Below are 19,400 nucleotides of genomic sequence, written 5' to 3'. Positions count from 1 at the left end.
AACAATATAAAAAGTCTCTCGTCCTAATTTTGGACGAGAGACTTTTTAGTATTTTGTTGACGCATATAAAACTTAGGCGGAATGGGACCATAACCGGTCACTTTCCTGACCTATGTGTCTTATACAAACTCTCTCGGAACTTTAGTTTCCCATGTCCGATTAAAAACTTCCTCTTCACCCTCATACGCGATCAATTTGTTCATCAAATAGAAGTTCTCTTCATCGGCAGTCATGACACTCGTCGTTTCAAGGCTTGTCTGCCATTCACCCCTACCGAGCGACAACGTCCAATCACATTGTACTTTTGCCGATAGAGGCTCACCTTCTTTGACTGAATAAATATTGCGGTTCGTACTCCCGTATTCAACGCCATTGACATGTAGTTTTCTGGCACCTTCGTCCGAAAAGTCATCGAGCGTCCACATGTTTGAAACGAAGTCATGTGTAATGGCGCGTGTCCTTTTTGCATCACGTAGTATGTCTTTTTCCAAAACTGGGGCTGTCTCTGGATGTTTAAAAGGCTCCAGTTCCAGGTCAACCGCTTTCGGTTCCCTGATAGGGAGCGACAAAAATGTCTTTTCTGAAGGATAGACAGTCAAGGTCGCTTCTTCAGGAGATGGCCAAGCATGTGGCCAATACGTAGGTGATATGGCCAATTGCCAGCGATGCCCTTTCTTCAATTTGTGGCCGATTGCATTCAACTCGACAGTGACGCTGTATTTTTCACCTGGCACGAGATGCTCAGGAAACTCATGGCTATCCCTATGTGTAAGGTTCAACAGTCCCCACGTCACACGAGTGGATGAACCATCTGGTGCAACGTCATTTAACCGTACCGATAGTAAAGCATTCGGTTTGTCGGATGAAAGTTCAACAGTGAATGATGGGTGCCCTAAAATATGCACGGATTCATCAACCGGTTCAGAATCGAAAACGACCGCGTAGCCATTTTCATTCCTTTGATCTCCCGGCAAGTCGCCCGGTTGGCCGAACGGACAGAATACGCCCGCATGAAGACCGTGCTGTTGGACACTTTCCACTTTAATTTCATTTGCATCAGTAATTTCTGTTGTCAATACAGAACCGTCCAAATAGTAACGTTTCGTTTCGAGATTAGCTGGAGGCCATTGCTCCTCCGCCACCCAATGGCCCGGTCTAACAAAATAATCGGTTTGAGGAGGGACACTATCTTGAATCCATGCTCTCAGCATCGGTTCCTCCATGATGCCGGTATCTATGCCTTTCAACCAGTGATCCCACCAGCGCAAGCACTCTTGAAGGAATCCGATTTGCGGCCCCGGGACTGCCATTTCCGGATATTCATGCGCCCACGGACCAATTAATCCTTTTCGCGGCCCTTTCAATCCTTCCAATAACCGGGGGATGGCGTTCGTATAGCCATCCGCCCAACCACCTACCGCATATACAGGAATTTCGATGTCCTCGTAATTCTCACAGACAGAACCATGCTTCCAGTAATCGTCACGGTGCTGGTGCCTTACCCATTCCTCAACGAAAGGTGGTGTCTTTTCCAATCGTTCCAACCAATTGTCACGCCATGCTTCTCCGACCATTTCCGGATCAGCGGGACGGGCATTATAGGCAAGCATAGTAGAAGCCCACCATAGCATATCCGAAGCAAGCATCGCCCCCCCTTTATAGTGAACGTCATCGGCATAACGGTCATCCGTTGAACAAAGTGTGATGATCGCTTTTAATGATGGATGGCGTCTCGCTGCCACTTGTAAACCATTGAATCCTCCCCATGATTTACCGATCATGCCAATGCCTCCGGTAAACCATGGCTGTTCGGAAATCCAAGTAAGCACTTCCAATGCATCGTCCTGTTCCTGCTTTAAATATTCATCATACATAATCCCTTCGGAATCGCCAGATCCTCTTAAATCGACACGGATGCTCGCGTAACCATGTCCAGCAAAATAAGGATGACGCAGCGAATCCCTTAATGCAGTAAAGTCATTTTTCCGGTACGGGATGTATTCAAGAATCGCCGGGACAGGGTTTTGGACAGCATCTTCAGGCAGCCAAATCCGTGCAGAAAGACACGTTCCGTCCGACATCGGAATCCAAATATTGTTCATTTCCTTAATCTTTCTCGGAAATTCTGTCCGGACAACCCGGTTTGTTTCACGAACGTTGAAAACCATTATGAAAACCTCCTAAGTGATATCCTGTTTACGCTTTTGGAAAGTCCTGCTTCAGCCATCTTAAAAGAGAGACGACGAGCAGAAGATAGAAAATATAAATTGGCACAGATACGACGACTGCGGACGTTTGGATGACCCGTAATCCGCCGATAAGCAGCAACGAAATGGAGATTGTTGCTAGAACTGCTCCCCAAATCATCCGATGCCATCGTGCTGGCTCTTGCCCCTCCCCCAATTCCTTCGTTGCGATGGCTGAAAGAATATACGTTGCCGAGTCCATCGATGTTGAAAGGAAAATGACCGCCAGTATGACAAAGAACGGCAAGACGATAGCGCTTAATGGCAATGACTTCAAGATGGCAACGATTGATGCAGGTCCTCCGCTTTCGGTTAAGATGTCTTTAACGGGAAGGATATCTTGCAATTGCAAGTTCATCGTATAGCCGCCAAATACCATGAAGTAAATCCAGCCACCGATAGAACCCCAAAGTAGCATATGGGTGATCAGTTGACGGATTGTTCTTCCTCTCGAAATCCTTGCGACGAAAAGTCCCATGAAAGGGGCTGTCGCTGCGAACCAAGCCCAGTAGAATACAGTCCAACCTTGTGGAAAACCGCCTTGGCTGATGGGATCGGTATAAAAGCTCATCATGGCGAAATTCTGGATCATCATGCCGAAGCTGTTAGTGAAGTACGTCAATATGAATAAAGACGGCCCGGCGATGAATACGAATATTGCTAACGCCAATGCTAGATAGACGTTAATGTCACTCAATCTCCTGATTCCTTTATGAAGCCCCAAGTAAGCGCTCGCCGAGTAAACAATTGTTATACAAATGACGATGATGGCATCGAGTGTTAGGGTTTGTTCAATACCTAAAATACTCCCTACTACGGCAGACACCATTGGAACTCCTAAACCGAGCGATGTACCTAAACCTCCGACCAGACTCCAAATGACAAGAATATCAATCAGTTTGCCTAACCAGCCATCCGAATATTTGCCGAGTGCACCGCTAAGAGCGACGCTCATTTTCAAAGAAGGACGTTTTTTAATGAAATAAGAATAGGCGATGACAACTGTCGGGAATGCATATAGTGACCAAGCGGAAATGCCCCAATGAAATAAGCCGTACGTCAATGCCCATTCAGCAGCTTCTTTACTTTCCGCTTCAATCCCGAACGGAGGGCCAGTAAAGTAAAAAATCGGCTCAAGCATTGACCAATACATAATGCTTGTCCCCATACCTGCCGTAAACAGCATTGTCCCCCAACTGAAAGTTGAAAACTCAGGCCTGCCTTCACCTAAGGTAATCTTTCCATAGCGGCTGAATGCCAACCAGATAAGGAGAATAAACAAACCGATTGTCAAAAACTGAAACGCCCAATCCATCTTATACGTAATCGCAGTCATCATTTCATCCAAATAAGGCTCTGCAGTTGATCGATTGACAACTAGCAAAACAGTTGCCGCAATAATGACTGCTAGTGACGCCCAAAAGATAATTGGATCAATCCTCACTTTATTCATATTCCCACCCCTATTTAATTTTTACATTGCAAAACTACCATTCCTTGATTTGATAGCGCTTTCAAAGACAAGTTTCCCTAGTATTGAAAGATTAGATGGAAACACCTCTGATAATCAGATAAGATATACTAATCATGATTATTTATTAATATTGATTATTCTACCACATGAAAAATGATAGAACAATTGTAAAAGGTAAATTAATATTTTGTAAATATTGTATAATGTAAATAATGTATTATGTTTAATGGATTGGAAAGGATGGAGTTGAGGTTATGAGCAACAAGAAAATTCAATTGAGCCGCATGTGGAAATATTTTATTGATGCGACAATGGAGATTATAAACGAGGATGGAATAAATCAAGTAACGATTCGGAAGGTCGCAGACCGTGCCGGATACAACAGTGCGACGATATACAATTACTTTGGTGAAGTATCACATTTGATTTTCTTTGCATCGATGAAGCTGTTGAAAGAATATACGGAGGAAGTTACGGAAAGCATGCAGAAAGGACAAACTTCTTTGGAGAAGTATATGCTTGCATGGGAATGCTTCTGCAGACATTCCTTCCAGCAGCCCGCCATTTTCCATGCAGTGTTCATTATGGATCTTGGGGATCATCCGGAAAGGATGATTGAACGTTATTATGAGATGTACCCTTCTGACTTGATCAATATCCCCGAAGAGTTGAAACCGATTTTGTTCGAACGAAGTATGACGAAAAGAGGAAAGTCACTTTTACAATTGGTAGCACAGGATGGACTGATCGATGAACGACAAGTGGATTCACTTAATGAAATGACTAATCTTTTATGGCAAGGGATGCTCACGAATATATTGAATAACCGGCTGGATTATAGTTTGGAAGAAGCTCAACAAAAGACGTTGGAATACATTAATCAAATGGTAAAAAATGCATTGATCATTAAAAATCCATAGCTAAAAAACCGATGGACGAATCCATCGGTTTTTTTGGTTACGTTATATTTCTTCTATTAACTGTATCAATTAAATTCGGATTCAAGCCGCTTCTTGAATTCTTCTGCAGCACTATATCCTTGCTGTTGTAAATACCAGTTATTTGCTGCCGCCTCAATTAAACCTGCCACATCTCTACCCGGTTGTAGTTGGATTTGGATATGCGGAACAGGAACATCCATATAAGACTTGAATTTCGTGTCCAGTTCAAGTTCATTATTCAATGCATTGTCTTTCCACTCCGTCAATTCAATATCGAGCGCAATTCGACTTTCTTCTTGAAAAGCCGCACGGCCATAAAGCCTGACAACGTTGAGCAGACCGATGCTACGCAACGCCAGGAATTCCTTGTTAGTTTCGTCATGTGTGCCGAGAAGCGTTTGCGGACTAAGTTTTTTCAATACAACGATATCGTCTGCAATCAATCGATGCCCCCTGCCGATCAGTGTATGGGCCGTTTCGCTCTTCCCCACTCCCGACTTTCCACGGAGCAGGATTCCAATGCCAGCTACATTGACACATACGCCATGGACGGCAATTTCAGGTGCCATCTCTTTCGTGACGTAAGCATCTAGCTTGGCGCTCATTTCACTCGTCGAATCAGGTGTCCGTAAGACGGGTATTTGTTCTTCTGTACAATATTGCCTTAAACCAAGCGGTTCTTCCTGATTGGACGTAATAATGATGCAAGGTGGATCATATTGGACAATATTGGCGATTCGGAGCTTGCATTCTTCATCCGAAAGCGTATGCAAGTAATTGATTTCATTCTTCCCTAGAATTTGGACATGTTCCGTCGCAATAAAATCAAATTTATCCATAAACTCCAAGCCCGGTCTTCTGACTTTCGTCTTTTTTAAGATTTTAGTTAGCATATGATGTCCAACAAGGACTTCCAATGAGAATCGCTTTACGATATGTTCAATGGTTACAGTTTTCATATCCAAGCTCGCCTCCTGTTTCTATTCGTTTTGTTCATTTAATTGATTTCATTTTAGTATAACATGTTGAACTGCTAATGCATTCGAGAAGCAATGTATATTTTACTTTCAACATCATTATTGATTTTCGGGAAAGACTATGCTGGAAAGGAGATGAGTGGATGGGAAGCAAAAATCGTCTTTTAGTTCCTGAGGCACGCAAACAAATGGATCAGCTAAAAGTGGATGTAATGAAAGCAAAAGGATATGCAGTGGATGACGACCAACCGGATGCGGTCAAGTTTGAAATTGCAAAGGAATTGGGCATTCCCCTTTCAGACGAATACAATGGCAAACTGACATCGGAACAGGCTGGGAGGATAGGTGGCCCAATTGGCGGAAATATGGTGAAAGAGATGGTCCGATTAGCGCAGGAACAAATGGCAAGAGATAAAAATTGATGAGGAATAAAAAACTTTTGAAATTAGTGTTTATCCTGTTGTAGTGAAGGGTATATGTAGAATACAAGGCAGAACGAAAGTGGATGAGATAGCAAGATGGTCGATTCCACGGAGATTTGCACAGCCTTGGCGGAAAATTTGCTTTACTGGCAAGTGGAACACTCGTCCGGGGATAAACAGTATTGTTCCGGCCACTTTAAGTACGGTAAGAGGTAAGTTTTTTGTGGAAGTGCAACTTGAAGCTGACACCCATTATGGTCATTAATGAATAGGACCAAACTTTTTAAAGTCAGGGGTCAGATCGATCAAACTGCACTGACGGGCGTTTACTGTTTGTCAGGAAAAACAGTTTGAAGCAAGTGAACAAACAATCAAATTTTCCGGTGCGGGAAAGAAGAGCATGGTCTGATATTGGGATCATGCTCTTTTTTTGCGGATTTACAAGTTCTTTTCCCTCAATTATTTCTTCATAAAATATTTACGACCGACTTTTTCAACTAATCCAGGAGTGAGTGCATACAGTTTGCTTGTGAGCCCCATAATGCCGGGTAGATTAATTTCACGGACAGGTTTGTCAATTATCCGAATGACTGCATCCGCGACAGTGTCGACTTGCAGCAAATGTCTGCCGACTGAAGTACGATAACTTCCCGTTTTGTCAGCCATGTCTATGAATGGCGTATCAATCGGACCCGGATGAATGACGGAAACATTGATGTCGAACGGGGCAACCTCCATGCGCAAAGCATTCGTATAACCGATCAAAGCATGCTTAGTCGCCGCATAAACGGAGGCTTTCGGTGTCGCCACTTTTCCTGCCTGCGACCCGATATAAATGAGATGCCCTTCCCGTCGATCCAACATTTGCGGAAGGACCCGCTTCGTCAGTCCGACTGGGGCAATGAAGTTTGTATCTATCATCGATTGGATTTCTTCATCAGACAATACATGGGCGGCTTCGAAACGCCCTACCCCAGCTGAAAAGATGACGACATCCAATGGGCCGGTCTGTTCCAATAAGCTTTCCATCTCTGCCGTATTTGTAATATCTGCAGGAATGGCAATCGCCCCTTCATTTTGCAATTCCCAAAGTTTATCCGGTGCCCTTCCCGTTGCATAAACAGTGTACCGATTGGCGTCAGCTAACAGCCGCATCGCAGTTGCATAGCCGACACCGCTCGTCGCCCCGGTTACTAAAACGGTCTTACGTTTGTTCATAATACAAAATACCGCCTTCTCCAATCGTTTCTCGTACGAGTCCTTTTGATACTAAATAATCTGTTTGTCCGATTGTCTCGGATAGTGTTAGGCCAAGTTCCTTTTCATAGACAGACGGGAACAATTGCTGTGTCAGCTCATAAATCGTCCTACTTCCATCATTTAGCATAGAGTGTACTTTCATTGCCCGTTCATGTTGTTTTTGAAGTCTTGATTCGATAAGAGGATGGACATTCCGAACTTCATTTCCATGACCGCCGTAAACGATATTAACCGGCAGATCTAACAGCCGTGTCAAAGAAGCATTGTATTGCAATAACGACTTCGGACGCTCTGCGGCACGGTCCGCAGGAGGTTCGATTAAAGGATTGGACGATACTTTTTCCAGTACAAGGTCTCCCCCAATCATCTCCCCTGTCTTTTCATTGAATAAAACAATATGGCTTTGAGCATGTCCGAGTGTTTCCAGGACAGTCCAGCCTGGATGCCCTGTCCACTCGTCGCCCTCTCCGATTGTCCTGTCCAGCGTCCGGTCCCCCATCAAACGTATCGGCCTTTTCATCTTTTCCACCCAATTGAAATAGACCTCCGGCACGCCTTCTTCCTTTAGACATTGCAAATAAAAGCGATCATGGTACTCCATGAATGCCTGATCCCTTTTCAGCCATAGGTTGTTATACGGATGACCGACGACTTCGGCTTTATCAAAGGCATCCATCCAGCCGGCATGATCGGGGTGATGATGAGTCAGAACGACTTGCTCAATATCATTGAATGTATAACCAATTTCTTTCAGACCGCGTTTTAACGCATCATATGCCTCCGGTGTTTTAGGTCCCGCGTCAACAAGTGATAAAGCATCCCCTTTGACGACAAAAGAATTGACATCGCCTACGGCAAACGGCGTTGGAATTTCGATTTTATGTATCATATAAGTAAACTCCTTCAAATTCCATCAGTTTTAATAATGAATGGATATTCAGTCCATTGTACCTCTTTTCTTCAGCTACGTCACTCATGGCAAACCCAATCTTGAAACCTTTAATCGATTAATCCGTAGTATACTATAATGACGATAATTTTTTCCTAGGGGGATGAATATGGGAATTTTTAATTTTTTTAAGAGTCAATTCATTGAGGTCATAGAATGGACGGACCAAAATTCCAATACAATGGTTTACCGTTTTCCTGTGCAAAATAACGAGATAAAAATGGGCGCAAGCTTGATCGTTCGTGAATCGCAAGTAGCTGTATTCGTGAATGAAGGCGAAATTGCCGATGTGTTCACGCCAGGGCATCATGTTTTATACACACAAAACATGCCTGTTTTGACGAAATTGAAGTCATGGAAAACCGGGTTCAATTCCCCGTTTAAGGCTGAAGTTTATTTTGTGAATACGAAGCAGTTCATTAATCAAAAATGGGGAACTTCCAATCCGATTATGATGCGTGATGCGGATTTCGGGATGATTCGTTTGCGTGGCTATGGCATCTATTCGTACAGAGTTTCCGATGCTGCACGTTTTTTAAAAGAGCTGTTTGGTACGAACAGTTCGTATGATACGAGCAGCATAGAAAATCACTTGAAAAAGACAATCCTTTCCGGATTGACAGATCTATTTGCGGAATCGCAAATACCTGCACTTGACCTTGCCATGCACTATGACGAACTAAGCGTACAAGGTAGGGAGAAGATGAAGGAACGCTTTGCTGAATTCGGCTTTGAAATCACTTCCCTCTTTATTGAAAATTTGTCACTACCAAAAGAAGTAGAGGAAGCTATGGACAAGCGGACGACGATGGGTGTTCTAGGGAATATGAATACGTACACGCAATATCAGGCAGCCGAAGCGATCCGTGATGCCGCCCAGAACGAAGGTGGCGGTATGGCGGCCACTGGTGCCGGCATCGGAGCGGGCGCTGCTATCGGTAATGTGATGGCTGGAGCTTTCTCCGTAAATCAGCAACATGCAGCCCCTTCGGCCGAACCGGCAAAAATGGCTTGCCCACACTGCCAGGCGGAAATTCGGGCGTCGGCGAAATTCTGTCCTGAATGCGGAACTTCTGTTCAAGAGAAGAAAGTCCCGTGTGTCAATTGCCAAGCGGAAATCAAAGAAGGTTCTAATTTCTGTGGTGAATGCGGCGCAAAACAAGCGACAGAGAAAAAATGTGCGGGATGCGGCGCAACAAATGGACCGACAGCAAAGTTTTGTGGAGATTGCGGAGATAACCTTGAAGGCTGAACGTGACGGGGTGACGGAATGACGAATGCAGACAACGAATTCCTGGAAGTTGAGACAATTGAAGAAACAGAAGTAAATCAATGTGGTTCATGCGGAGGAAATGCTGTATACGACCCTGTTTCCCGAGGTTTGAAATGCCCTTTTTGCGGAACTGAAGTGGAAATTAAAGCAACCCGTGAAAATACGAAAGAACACGACTATTTGGATGCATTAGATCTGGCAGATCATAGTTGGAGCAAAGAGAAACGGGTCTTTAAATGTGATAATTGTGGCGCGGAAACATTGTTGGATAATGATAAAGTTGCTGATTTCTGCACATTTTGCGGTTCCTCTCATATTGCCGTCACGGATCATGATGCGGGTATTAAACCGGCATTGGTGCTTCCCTTTCAAATATCAAAAGAACAAGCTGTTGAGAAATTCAAAGCATGGATATCCAAGAGATATTTCGCCCCTTCAAAATTGAAGAAAGATTATGAGCTGCAAAAAATCAGTGGTGCATATATCCCTTATTGGACGTTTGACTCCGATACTAAGTCCTCGTATACAGTGAAAATTGGAACGTACTATTATGTGACCGAGACAAGGACTGAATATATCGACGGAAAAGCCGAGCAAGTTACGGAGCAGGTCAGGAAAATAAGGTGGCGCACACAGTATGGCACCTATAATGAATTTTTCGATGATGTATTAGTTAAGGCATCACGTAATGTCGCCTCCGGTTTAATCGACAAAGTAGAGCCTTTCCAACTTGGAAGCTTACTCGACTATAGGACGGAATATTTATCAGGCTTCCTTGCAGAGCGATATTCCATACCTTTAAAAGAGGGTTGGTTTTCCGCTCGTGGCATTATCGATCAACGGATAAGGAATGGCATTCTTCGAAAGGAAACGGGGGATGAAGTTAGAATTGTGAAAGTAGACACGACATATGACGGGATAACGTTCAAGCATATTTTGCTCCCGCTCTGGATTTCGTCCTTCACCTTCAACAATAACGTGTACCGCTTCCTTGTGAATGGGCAGACGGGAAAAGTAAGCGGCAAAGCACCGATCAGCGTGTGGAAAGTAATGATCACTGTTCTTGTCATTTCTTTTGTCATCGGCATCGTATATATGTTCCAAGACTTTTTATAATTGTTGACTTTTGTCTGACAACGTGCAATAATCTCTTTAATTTACAATACTTGAGCGTTGACGAAGACGAGTAGAGGTAGTGAAGGACAAAGGAAGTGCGGTCACCGACTGAGAGCCGCTATCCCTCTCCTACCCCGAACCTGCTTCTGAGCTGCCATGGAAACATGGCCGTCCCTTTCACGTTACGAAAGTTTGAAAGTTGTGCCGGATCATTTCGGCAAATTTAGGTGGTACCGCGGAAACATGCGTTTTCGTCCTGATTGCATCGGGACGGAAGCGCTTTTTTTATTCACTAGAAAGGATTGATGAGGATGGGAACAATCGTTTTCGTAGGAGCCGGTTCAATGGCAGAGGCGATTATTGCTGGTATACTTGCTAATGAAGTCATGCTGGCCGATGATGTCTATGTGATGAACAAATCGGATGATGAGAGGCTAGCATACATGCAAAAATCATATGGGGTTTCACTTATTTGCCAAGATAGAAATGCATTGCGTGAAGCAGAACTCATCGTCTTAGCAACAAAGCCAAAAGATATCCAACAAGCAATGTGTGATATTGCTGATACGATCAATAAAGATGCGGCTGTTTTATCCGTAATTGCCGGTGTGTCGATCAATACGATTGAGAATGGCCTAGGCACCCGCCCAATCGCCCGATCTATGCCAAATACATCGGCGACCATCGGCAAATCCGCAAGCGGGGTTACAATGAATGCTTCAGTCGATCCACATATGCGAAAGCGCATTTTTGAACTGCTGTCATCGATTGGCGTTGTGAAAGAAGTTGAAGAGGATGAGTTGCATACAGTTACGGCTTTGTCCGGCAGCGGCCCTGCATATGTTTATTACATGGTCGAGGCAATGGAAGAGGCGGCGATCGCAAAGGGACTTTCTAATGAAGTGGCTCGCGAACTGGTCATCCAGACATTCGAAGGTGCGGCAGCGATGTTACGGCAAACTGGTGATGAACCTCAACTGTTGAGAAAAAATGTGACAAGTCCGGGTGGTACGACTGAAGCCGGATTGAAAGCACTTGAGAATCGACTATTTAAAGAGACGATCCAAGAGTGCATCAACAGTGCGGAAATTCGTTCCCGGGAACTGGGAGCGTTGTCTTGAATAATTACTAGGAGGAGATTATTGTAATGGCAATGTTATTTACACCTTATTCGATTCGCGGGGTAGAATTTAAAAATAGGATTGTCATGGCACCGATGTGCATGTATTCAAGTCATAACTTAGATGGTAAAGTTGAAGATTGGCATAAGATTCACTATGCCACTCGGGCTGTCGGGCAAGTCGGATTGATTATCGTGGAAGCGACTGCCGTATTGCCGGAGGGCCGGATTTCGGATCGGGATCTTGGCATTTGGAGCGATGACCATGTGGAGGGACTGACTGACATTGTACGTCTTATGAAGCAGCATGGTTCGAAGACAGGTATCCAGCTTGCGCATGCCGGCAGGAAGGCTACGGTGGATGGCGATATTTATGCGCCGAGTGCAATTCGCTTCAATGAACAGTATAAAACACCAGTCGAAATGTCGCTTGAGGAAATCGAGGAAACAATTGTCGCTTTCAAAGATGCTGCTGTCCGGGCGAAAAAAGCTGGTTTTGATGTCATCGAGCTTCATGCCGCCCACGGCTATTTGATCAATGAATTCCTCTCGCCGCTTGCAAATGAGAGAAATGACGATTATGGCGGACCTTCTGAAAATCGATATCGCTTTTTGCGCGAAATCATCGATTCTGTCCGTTCAGTTTGGAACGGTCCTTTATTCGTCCGTATATCCGCAGAGGATTATGCAGATGGCGGAATGACGACTTCTCAATACATCGAAATGGTGAATTGGATGAAAACGCAAGATGTCGATTTGATAGATGTCAGTTCGGGCGCTGTAGTTCCCGCTAAAATCGATGCGTATCCTGGCTATCAAGTGCCGTTTGCGGAACAGATAAAAAAAGAAAGCAGTATTGCGACAGGCGCTGTCGGCTTGATTACGACCGGGTTGCAAGCCGAGGAAATTTTGAAGAACGGCCGAGCAGATGTTGTATTATTAGCCCGCGAATTGCTCCGCAACCCATATTGGGCTTATACGGCCGCGAAGGAATTGGGCGTGACGATTGACCCGCCTAAGCAGTATGATCGAGGATGGACTTTTAATAAATAAGGAAAGCTGCCGCTTGTCAAAGATGACTGCGGCAGCTTTATTTTTTTATCAACTGTTCGTTTTTCCACTCAAAGTGACTGAAGTCTTCTGCAATGTGGACGTTCGGAAAAACCGCTTTGCCTTGCTCCTGTAAAATACCGATATCAGCTGGCATGAAACGTGCACTAATATGATTCGCGATAAGCGCCTTCACATTTGCCTCATTCGCTGTTCGTGCCGCATCACCTATTGTAGAATGGCCGTACTCTTTCGCAAGGTCACCTGTTTCAATATCAAATGTTGCTTCATGGATAAGAATGTCTGCTTCTTCCGCCAATTCGACAGCGGCTGAACAGTATTTTGTATCTCCGAGGACAGCAACTGTAAACCCATTTTGCGGTTCACCCGTGACATCTCTGCTATAAACGATTCGCCCATCAGCGAGCTCGACGTCTTCTCCATCTTTCAACTTTTTTAATAAAGGACCTTTTGGGACTCCTGATTCTAATGCTCTATCTACAAGTAGCTTTCCGGGCAACGGCTTTTGCTCAATTCTAAAACCAAAACATTGGATGACATGTTGGAGTTCTTGTGTAGACACAATAAATTGATCATCTTCAAAGATCACTCCTTCCTCGATCTCTACAATTTTCAATGGATAGGTCAAATGGGTTTTCGTTAGACGAAGCGTAGTCGTTATCCACTCCTTAATACCGACCGGTCCGTAGATGATCAATTCATCTTCACCACCTAAAAAAGATCGCGACCCAAGGAAGCCAGGCAAACCGAAAATATGGTCACCATGCAAATGTGTGATGAAAATCTTATTGATTTTCCGTGGTTTGATTGACGTTCTTAGCAGTTGATGCTGCGTCGCCTCGCCGCAATCGAACATCCAATAGCCACCTTGCTCTGCAGATAGATTGACGATCATCGACGATGTGTTGCGTTGCTTGGATGGCATGCCGGCTCCGGTTCCTAAGAATAATAGTTCCATTACGATCGCCTACCTTTCTCCTAGCCCCCGTTTTACGGAATTTGGACCAAATTTTTTCTCTAGTTCTGTGACAAGCTCTTCCATTTTTGCTTCTTTTGCGTACTTCTCGAAGTTTTCAAATGATAATTGCTCATTCAATTCATTAATCGGAATGACATTGGATACCGTAATTCCTAATAGCCTGATCGGATCCCCGTCCCAATGCCGTTTGAAAAGTTCTGCTGCTTCTTTGTACAGATCCTCCGCTTTGTAAAGCGGATTGATCACTGTCCGGCTTCTTGTGAAGTTCCGCCAATCGGACGTCCGGATTTGTATCATGACGACCGTACCCGCCAGCTGTCGCCTGTCTAATCGCTGTGCGACTTTCACGGATAACTGCTTGAATACTTCGAGGCATGCAGACAGCTCCGTTTCGTCAATCGGCAATGTCGTCGAGCTTCCGACACTCTTCCTTTCTTCCGCCGCGTCAGGATCGACTGGCCGATGATCGATTCCGTTCGCCCGCTTTCGCAGTCTAATGCCGTTTTTCCCCATCGTGCCTTTAATTAATGATTCGTCTGCTTTCGCCAAATCCCCGATTGTTATAATGCCGATTTCATTTAGACGCTTTTCTGTGCTTTTTCCAATCCCGTGCATCTCTATAACAGGCATTGGCCATAAAACATCTGGCACTTGCCTCTTACGTAAAATCGTAATGCCCATTGGCTTTTTCATATCGGAAGCAGTCTTTGCCAGAAACTTATTTGGCGCAATTCCGATAGAGCAAGGAAGGTCCAATTCATTTAGGATTCGCTGCTGCATATGCTCCGCAATTTGAATGGCACTCGTCAACCCACCGATATTTGTAATGTCGATATACGCTTCGTCGATCGAGACAGGCTCGACAAGATCGGTATAAGAACGCAAAATCGAAAAAACAGCATTGGAAGCTAACCGGTATTTTTCATGGTCCGGCGGCACGATGACGAGATGGGGACAAATCCTCTTCGCCTCGCCGACTGACATCGTCGTGTAAATGCCAAGCGCCCTCGCCTCGTATGAGCAGGTGACGAGGATGCCCCGTCGCTCTTTAGGATTTCCAGCAACCGCCATCGGTATCCCTTTCAATTTCGGATCATGCGCCTGCTCGACAGAAGCGAAAAAGCTATTCATATCAAGATGAAGGATGACTTTCGCCTGTGCATTCGGGACAGTTGTCATTTGCCTCACCTCCATCACTTCATTCAAAAAACCGGATGGATGCAGCCATCCGGTTCTACATTATTTTTCCTGCATACGTTTTGCTTGCACGTATTCCCCGATTTCATCCATCCCTGACAACGTCCGTGATAGTATTTCAGCATCGACAACGGTGATCATCCGATCTTCCAGATTGGCGACTGTCTTGAAATATGGCGTTCTTGAATAGGCCATCAACCCAGATGAAGTCAATTTGCTTTCCGGGATATCCAAAATCTCTTTAGCATCAAGAACGAGTAATCCAATAAATAGATTTTCGGTTTGCACGACAACAATTCTTGCGTTCGGATCATCTTTCGCAGAATTGCCGTAAAGGATCTGCTGAAAGTCCAATATCGGCACCAATTCACCTCTGATTTTCATCAACCCAAGCATATACTCTGGCAAATGTGGAATCGGATTTACCCGTTCAAGTTTTTCAATTGAAACGACAGTATCTACAGGCAATGCATATTCCTCTTGCCCGCATTGAATGATTACCGCTTTCAAGTCGCTCAACGGTCAAGCCCCCTTAGTCGCACAAATGCGAACTATTTCAATCAATAATTCAGTGAGCTTATTCAATTCTTCCACTGGCATCCGCTCATTTTTCGTATGGATTTCCTCATAGCCGACCGACAATGTCACTGTTGGAACTCCCATCCCATTGAATACGTTGCCATCGCTTCCGCCGCCGCTAGTCATGAGTTCAGGTTCTCTGCCGACATTACGTATCGCTTCCATTGCCGTTTGCACGACTTCTGCGTCTTCATTGAAGCTGAAGCCCGGATACATGAGCTTCACTTCCGTTTCAGCTTTGCCGCCCATAGCAGCTGCGGTCTTTTTAAATGTTTCAACCATGTGGGTAGTCTGTTTTTCGAGCTTATCGGAATTGATGGAACGGGCTTCCGCTAGAATACGGACTTCATCACAGACGATATTTGTCGCTTGTCCCCCTTCGAAACGACCAATGTTTGCCGTCGTCTCTGAGTCCACTCGGCCAAGAGTCATCGCAGCAATCGATTTGGCAGCGATATTGATCGCTGAAACTCCTTTTTCAGGCGCTACTCCTGCATGTGCCGTCTTGCCATGGATTGTCGTCCAAAGTTTTGCCTGATAAGGGGCAGCAGTAACAATACCGCCCACTTTTCCATCACTATCGACAGCATAGCCATACTTCGCTTTCAGCAGTGACGGATACATCGCTTTTGCTCCGACAAGTCCACTCTCTTCTCCTGCGGTAATGATAAATTGGATATCGCCGTGCGGCTTGCCTTCTTCCTTCAACACTCTTGCCATTTCAAATAGAGCGGCAATCCCAGCCTTATCGTCCGCACCTAAAATAGTCGTGCCATCCGAATAAACATACCCGTCTTCACGCAGTTCCGGCTTGATCCCTTTACCGGGAACGACAGTGTCCATATGGCATGTAAAATAAATTGGATCAGCACCTTCGACTGTTCCTTTCAATGTTGCAATCAAGTTTCCGGCGCCGTGTCCTGTCGCATCTTTAGAGTCGTCCTCCACTACTGTGAATCCGAGGTTTTCCATTTTCTCTTTTAATACTGTGACAATTCCTTCTTCATGCTTCGTTTCAGAATCAATCTGTACAAGCTCAAAAAACTCATCTAATAGCCGCTGTGCATTCACTATGCATCTCTCCTTCGATTTCGTCCGATTACAATGGGATATTGCCATGTTTCTTTCTAGGTCTCGTCTCTTGCTTATTTCTCATCATTTCAAGTGCCTGCAAAAGCTTGATGCGTGTCTCACGAGGATCGATAACGTCGTCTACCATTCCATGGGAAGCAGCGACATACGGATTTGCAAACTTCGCCCGGTATTCTTCAATTTTTTCGGTTCTCGTCGAATCCGGATCGTCACTATTTGCGATTTCCCTTGCAAAAATGATGTTTGCTGCACCTTCAGCTCCCATGACTGCAATTTCCGCGTTCGGCCATGCATAGACAATGTCCGCGCCGATCGCTTTTGAGTTCAATGCCACATAAGCTCCACCGAATGCCTTCCGTAAAATGACTGTGATTTTCGGAACAGTAGCTTCCGAATAGGCATAAAGAATTTTTGCACCATGGCGAATGATGCCCCCGTGCTCCTGCTTCACTCCTGGGAAGAACCCCGTAACGTCCTCAAACGTGATGACAGGGATATTGAACGAATCACAAGTCCTGATGAATCGGGCAATCTTGTCTGATGAATTGATATCCAATCCTCCAGCCATCACTTTTGGTTGGTTGCATATTAACCCGACCGATTCGCCTTTCATTCGGGCAAATCCGACGACTGCATTCTTCGCGAATTCCGCCTGCACTTCGAGAAACGAATCTTCGTCGACGACTTGTTCGATGACTTTGCGGACATCGTATGGGCGAATCGTTTCGAAAGGCACGACATCCGCTAAATCGTTGCGATAATCATCATGGGAGTCGGTTTCAAGAACTGGAGCTTTTTCATTATTGTTTTGTGGAAGGTAGGAAAGGAGATTTCGGACTTGTTCCAATACCGTCTTCTCGTCTTTTCCACGAAAATGAGCGTTTCCGCTTATTGAATTATGTACTTTCGAACCGCCTAAATCTTCGGATGAGATCTTTTCACCTGTCACCGTTTCAATGACTTTCGGGCCTGTAATGAACATCTGACTCGTTTCGTCTGTCATAAATACAAAATCAGTGATTGCTGGAGAATATACAGCACCACCTGCACACGGCCCTAAAATGACGGAAATTTGTGGGATAACCCCTGAATAAATCGCATTGCGATAGAAAATTTCGCCGTACCCGTCCAGTGAAACGACTCCTTCTTGGATACGTGCACCCCCAGAATCGTTCAAACCGATGAAAGGTGCGCCATTCTTCGCAGCCAAGTCCATGACGTTCGCAATTTTCATGGCATGCATTTCACCTAGCGCACCGCCAAATACAGTGAAATCCTGTGAAAACAGATAAACTGGGCGTCCGTCGATTTTCCCGTATCCAGTCACGACGCCGTCTCCTGGCCCCATCTGCTTATCCATGCCAAAATCACGTGTCCTATGTATGACGAAAGGATTCAACTCGACAAACGATCCTTTATCGAGCAAAAGATCGATTCGTTCCCGAGCGGTCAGTTTGCCTTTTTCATGTTGTTTGGCAATCCTTTCATCGCCTCCACCTAATTCAATTTCCCGTTTCCTGTCGTATAATTCATTAATTTTATCATAAATGTCCATTCGACTTCTCCCCTTTGTCACATAGTTCATAAAGCACCCCGAAAGATGACTTCGGATGCATGAATGCCACTTCTGCACCGCCTGCGCCCGGCTTCGGCTCATCTTGCAGCAATTGAATACCCTTTTTCTTTAACTCTTCCATCCGCGTACGGATATCAGTAACTCCGAATGCGATATGGTGGATGCCTTCCCCGCGTTTTTCAAGGAATTTTGCAATCGCGCCTTCTTCACCGATCGGCTCAAGGAGCTCAATTTTACAATTTCCCGCATCGATGAACGCCACTTTCACTTTTTGACTTTCAACCTCTTCAATTCCAAGCAGTTTCAAACCAAGTGTTTCTGTATAATATGGCAAGGTATCTTTCAAATTTTTAACGGCAATTCCGATATGATCAACTTTTTTCATTCGTACGCCCCCCTTTCAATCCATTGTAACGTTTTCTATTTAAATCCGCTACATCTTGAGAATTTTAAGGAATCTGTTAAAATGGAAGTATCTATAACGTGAGGAGATTTGCCAAATGAGCAATAAAAAAGTACAGAAGTTTGTCGTCTTACTAATGGTAGCGGCTATGGTCGCTTCAAGTATCCTTTTCGGCTTGAGCATGATATTATAAAAATGAAAAACTAACCTGCTTGGACTGCTTCAGACTGTAGACAAACACCATGAATGTGGGTGTTTGCCTACAGTCTTTTTTCTTTTAAAATAGAGATAAAGCTACAATGTTGATTTCCGCTGCGAGCGGACGCTTTCCAATCGAACAGCGCAGTGTTCGATTTGCAGAAATATTACTATTGGTATGACAGATATTTAACCTTCGGTTATATTGTCAAACATAAAAAAACCATCCCCCACAGGGGATGGCCTTTGCCCGGCGACGTCCTACTCTCACAGGGGGAAGCCCCCTACTACCATCGGCGCTGAAGAGCTTAACTTCCGTGTTCGGTATGGGAACGGGTGTGACCTCTTCGCCTTCGTCACCAGACTATGTATGAACGATGCTTGTTCGTTCAAAACCGGATAAAACCAACATTGTCGCTGAACGTCAAGTTCAACCGTACTTAAGTAACTTAAGGTTAAGTCCTCGATCGATTAGTATCCGTCAGCTGCACGTGTCGCCACGCTTCCACCCCGGACCTATCCACCTC

Annotated in this window: 18 protein-coding genes and 1 rRNA gene; 7 read left to right on the top strand and 12 right to left on the bottom strand. The window is 44.8% G+C overall.

Translation table 11 applies throughout. The features are described from left to right. Positions 1-119: 119 nt before the first annotated feature. Positions 120-2,168, bottom strand: coding sequence for a CocE/NonD family hydrolase (locus AB1K89_RS00095; protein WP_413052804.1), 2,049 nt, complete (start codon positions 2,166-2,168; stop codon positions 120-122). 28 nt (positions 2,169-2,196) lie between these two features. Beyond that, the gene (locus tag AB1K89_RS00090; RefSeq protein ID WP_413052803.1) at positions 2,197-3,699 is read right to left on the bottom strand and encodes a BCCT family transporter; all 1,503 of its coding nucleotides are present in this window, start codon (positions 3,697-3,699) and stop codon (positions 2,197-2,199) included. Between the two features lie 275 nt (positions 3,700-3,974). On the opposite strand from AB1K89_RS00090, the gene AB1K89_RS00085 reads away from it, so the two are divergent. Then, on the top strand, positions 3,975-4,640 hold the full coding sequence (locus AB1K89_RS00085) for a TetR family transcriptional regulator (protein ID WP_413052802.1): 666 nt from the start codon (positions 3,975-3,977) through the stop codon (positions 4,638-4,640). A gap of 65 nt (positions 4,641-4,705) precedes the next feature. On the opposite strand, the gene hprK is transcribed toward AB1K89_RS00085, so the two are convergent. Next, positions 4,706-5,620, bottom strand: a complete 915-nt coding sequence (hprK, locus tag AB1K89_RS00080) for an HPr(Ser) kinase/phosphatase (RefSeq protein ID WP_413052801.1) — start codon at positions 5,618-5,620, stop codon at positions 4,706-4,708. Positions 5,621-5,781: 161 nt separating this feature from the next. On the opposite strand from hprK, the gene AB1K89_RS00075 reads away from it, so the two are divergent. Further along, positions 5,782-6,060 carry an alpha/beta-type small acid-soluble spore protein gene (locus AB1K89_RS00075; protein ID WP_413052800.1) on the top strand — a complete coding sequence of 93 codons (279 nt, stop codon included), beginning with the start codon at positions 5,782-5,784 and terminating at the stop codon, positions 6,058-6,060. Between the two features lie 459 nt (positions 6,061-6,519). Here the strand turns inward: AB1K89_RS00075 and AB1K89_RS00070 are convergent, their stop codons facing one another. Both AB1K89_RS00070 and AB1K89_RS00065 read right to left on the bottom strand, forming a co-directional pair. Continuing rightward, entirely contained in the window at positions 6,520-7,278 is a 759-nt protein-coding gene (locus AB1K89_RS00070; RefSeq protein WP_413052799.1) for an SDR family NAD(P)-dependent oxidoreductase, read from the bottom strand. Beyond that, the gene (locus AB1K89_RS00065) at positions 7,265-8,209 is read right to left on the bottom strand and encodes an MBL fold metallo-hydrolase (RefSeq protein WP_413052798.1); all 945 of its coding nucleotides are present in this window, start codon (positions 8,207-8,209) and stop codon (positions 7,265-7,267) included. The genes AB1K89_RS00070 and AB1K89_RS00065 overlap by 14 nt, the downstream gene beginning before the upstream one ends. Positions 8,210-8,378: 169 nt before the next feature. On the opposite strand from AB1K89_RS00065, the gene AB1K89_RS00060 reads away from it, so the two are divergent. The 4 genes from AB1K89_RS00060 (at position 8,379) to namA (ending at position 12,831) form a co-directional block, all read left to right on the top strand. Further along, the gene (locus AB1K89_RS00060; protein ID WP_413052797.1) at positions 8,379-9,521 is read left to right on the top strand and encodes an SPFH domain-containing protein; all 1,143 of its coding nucleotides are present in this window, start codon (positions 8,379-8,381) and stop codon (positions 9,519-9,521) included. Between the two features lie 18 nt (positions 9,522-9,539). Continuing rightward, positions 9,540-10,658, top strand: a complete 1,119-nt coding sequence (locus AB1K89_RS00055) for a TFIIB-type zinc ribbon-containing protein (RefSeq protein ID WP_413052796.1) — start codon at positions 9,540-9,542, stop codon at positions 10,656-10,658. A 311-nt stretch (positions 10,659-10,969) separates the two neighbouring features. Then, the gene (proC, locus tag AB1K89_RS00050) at positions 10,970-11,779 is read left to right on the top strand and encodes a pyrroline-5-carboxylate reductase (protein ID WP_413052795.1); all 810 of its coding nucleotides are present in this window, start codon (positions 10,970-10,972) and stop codon (positions 11,777-11,779) included. 26 nt (positions 11,780-11,805) lie between these two features. Continuing rightward, complete coding sequence (gene namA / locus AB1K89_RS00045) at positions 11,806-12,831, top strand: NADPH dehydrogenase NamA (protein WP_413052794.1); 1,026 nt, start codon at positions 11,806-11,808, stop codon at positions 12,829-12,831. 37 nt (positions 12,832-12,868) lie between these two features. Here the strand turns inward: namA and rnz are convergent, their stop codons facing one another. The 6 genes from rnz to mce are packed head-to-tail and all read right to left on the bottom strand — an operon-like array spanning position 12,869 to position 18,657. Beyond that, on the bottom strand, positions 12,869-13,807 hold the full coding sequence (rnz, locus tag AB1K89_RS00040; RefSeq protein ID WP_413052793.1) for a ribonuclease Z: 939 nt from the start codon (positions 13,805-13,807) through the stop codon (positions 12,869-12,871). A 9-nt stretch (positions 13,808-13,816) separates the two neighbouring features. Next, on the bottom strand, positions 13,817-15,007 hold the full coding sequence (locus AB1K89_RS00035; protein ID WP_413052792.1) for a DNA polymerase IV: 1,191 nt from the start codon (positions 15,005-15,007) through the stop codon (positions 13,817-13,819). 60 nt (positions 15,008-15,067) lie between these two features. Further along, the gene (locus AB1K89_RS00030; RefSeq protein ID WP_413052791.1) at positions 15,068-15,544 is read right to left on the bottom strand and encodes a chemotaxis protein CheW; all 477 of its coding nucleotides are present in this window, start codon (positions 15,542-15,544) and stop codon (positions 15,068-15,070) included. Between the two features lie 3 nt (positions 15,545-15,547). Continuing rightward, a complete protein-coding gene (locus AB1K89_RS00025; protein WP_413052790.1) occupies positions 15,548-16,675 on the bottom strand; it encodes a M20/M25/M40 family metallo-hydrolase in 1,128 nt (375 codons plus the stop codon). 28 nt (positions 16,676-16,703) lie between these two features. After that, positions 16,704-18,251: an acyl-CoA carboxylase subunit beta gene (locus tag AB1K89_RS00020; protein ID WP_413052789.1), complete on the bottom strand. Its 1,548-nt coding sequence runs from the start codon at positions 18,249-18,251 to the stop codon at positions 16,704-16,706. Further along, on the bottom strand, positions 18,238-18,657 hold the full coding sequence (gene mce / locus AB1K89_RS00015; protein WP_413052788.1) for a methylmalonyl-CoA epimerase: 420 nt from the start codon (positions 18,655-18,657) through the stop codon (positions 18,238-18,240). Before mce ends, AB1K89_RS00020 begins: the two co-directional genes overlap by 14 nt. A gap of 115 nt (positions 18,658-18,772) precedes the next feature. Between mce and prli42 the strand changes: the two genes are divergently transcribed. Next, a complete protein-coding gene (gene prli42, locus AB1K89_RS00010; RefSeq protein WP_413052787.1) occupies positions 18,773-18,868 on the top strand; it encodes a stressosome-associated protein Prli42 in 96 nt (31 codons plus the stop codon). Positions 18,869-19,121: 253 nt separating this feature from the next. Here prli42 and rrf read toward each other — a convergent pair. Further along, positions 19,122-19,237 (bottom strand): 5S ribosomal RNA (gene rrf / locus AB1K89_RS00005). Positions 19,238-19,400: the final 163 nt, after the last annotated feature.

This window comes from Sporosarcina pasadenensis (assembly GCF_047228845.1).
Classification (GTDB): domain Bacteria; phylum Bacillota; class Bacilli; order Bacillales_A; family Planococcaceae; genus Sporosarcina.
Note: the sequence above shows the minus strand (reverse complement) of the source record. Positions and strands in the feature narration are given on the sequence as shown.

Excerpts from the sequence above, each read along its gene's own strand:
- AB1K89_RS00095 (WP_413052804.1), bottom strand. The coding sequence starts at position 2,168 with ATGGTTTTCAACGTTCGTGAAACAAACCGGGTTGTCCGGACAGAATTT.
- AB1K89_RS00090 (WP_413052803.1), bottom strand. The coding sequence starts at position 3,699 with ATGAATAAAGTGAGGATTGATCCAATTATCTTTTGGGCGTCACTAGCA.
- AB1K89_RS00085 (WP_413052802.1), top strand. The coding sequence starts at position 3,975 with ATGAGCAACAAGAAAATTCAATTGAGCCGCATGTGGAAATATTTTATT.
- hprK (WP_413052801.1), bottom strand. The coding sequence starts at position 5,620 with ATGAAAACTGTAACCATTGAACATATCGTAAAGCGATTCTCATTGGAA.
- AB1K89_RS00075 (WP_413052800.1), top strand. The coding sequence starts at position 5,782 with ATGGGAAGCAAAAATCGTCTTTTAGTTCCTGAGGCACGCAAACAAATG.
- AB1K89_RS00070 (WP_413052799.1), bottom strand. The coding sequence starts at position 7,278 with ATGAACAAACGTAAGACCGTTTTAGTAACCGGGGCGACGAGCGGTGTC.
- AB1K89_RS00065 (WP_413052798.1), bottom strand. The coding sequence starts at position 8,209 with ATGATACATAAAATCGAAATTCCAACGCCGTTTGCCGTAGGCGATGTC.
- AB1K89_RS00060 (WP_413052797.1), top strand. The coding sequence starts at position 8,379 with ATGGGAATTTTTAATTTTTTTAAGAGTCAATTCATTGAGGTCATAGAA.
- AB1K89_RS00055 (WP_413052796.1), top strand. The coding sequence starts at position 9,540 with ATGACGAATGCAGACAACGAATTCCTGGAAGTTGAGACAATTGAAGAA.
- proC (WP_413052795.1), top strand. The coding sequence starts at position 10,970 with ATGGGAACAATCGTTTTCGTAGGAGCCGGTTCAATGGCAGAGGCGATT.
- namA (WP_413052794.1), top strand. The coding sequence starts at position 11,806 with ATGGCAATGTTATTTACACCTTATTCGATTCGCGGGGTAGAATTTAAA.
- rnz (WP_413052793.1), bottom strand. The coding sequence starts at position 13,807 with ATGGAACTATTATTCTTAGGAACCGGAGCCGGCATGCCATCCAAGCAA.
- AB1K89_RS00035 (WP_413052792.1), bottom strand. The coding sequence starts at position 15,007 with ATGACAACTGTCCCGAATGCACAGGCGAAAGTCATCCTTCATCTTGAT.
- AB1K89_RS00020 (WP_413052789.1), bottom strand. The coding sequence starts at position 18,251 with ATGGACATTTATGATAAAATTAATGAATTATACGACAGGAAACGGGAA.
- mce (WP_413052788.1), bottom strand. The coding sequence starts at position 18,657 with ATGAAAAAAGTTGATCATATCGGAATTGCCGTTAAAAATTTGAAAGAT.
- prli42 (WP_413052787.1), top strand. The coding sequence starts at position 18,773 with ATGAGCAATAAAAAAGTACAGAAGTTTGTCGTCTTACTAATGGTAGCG.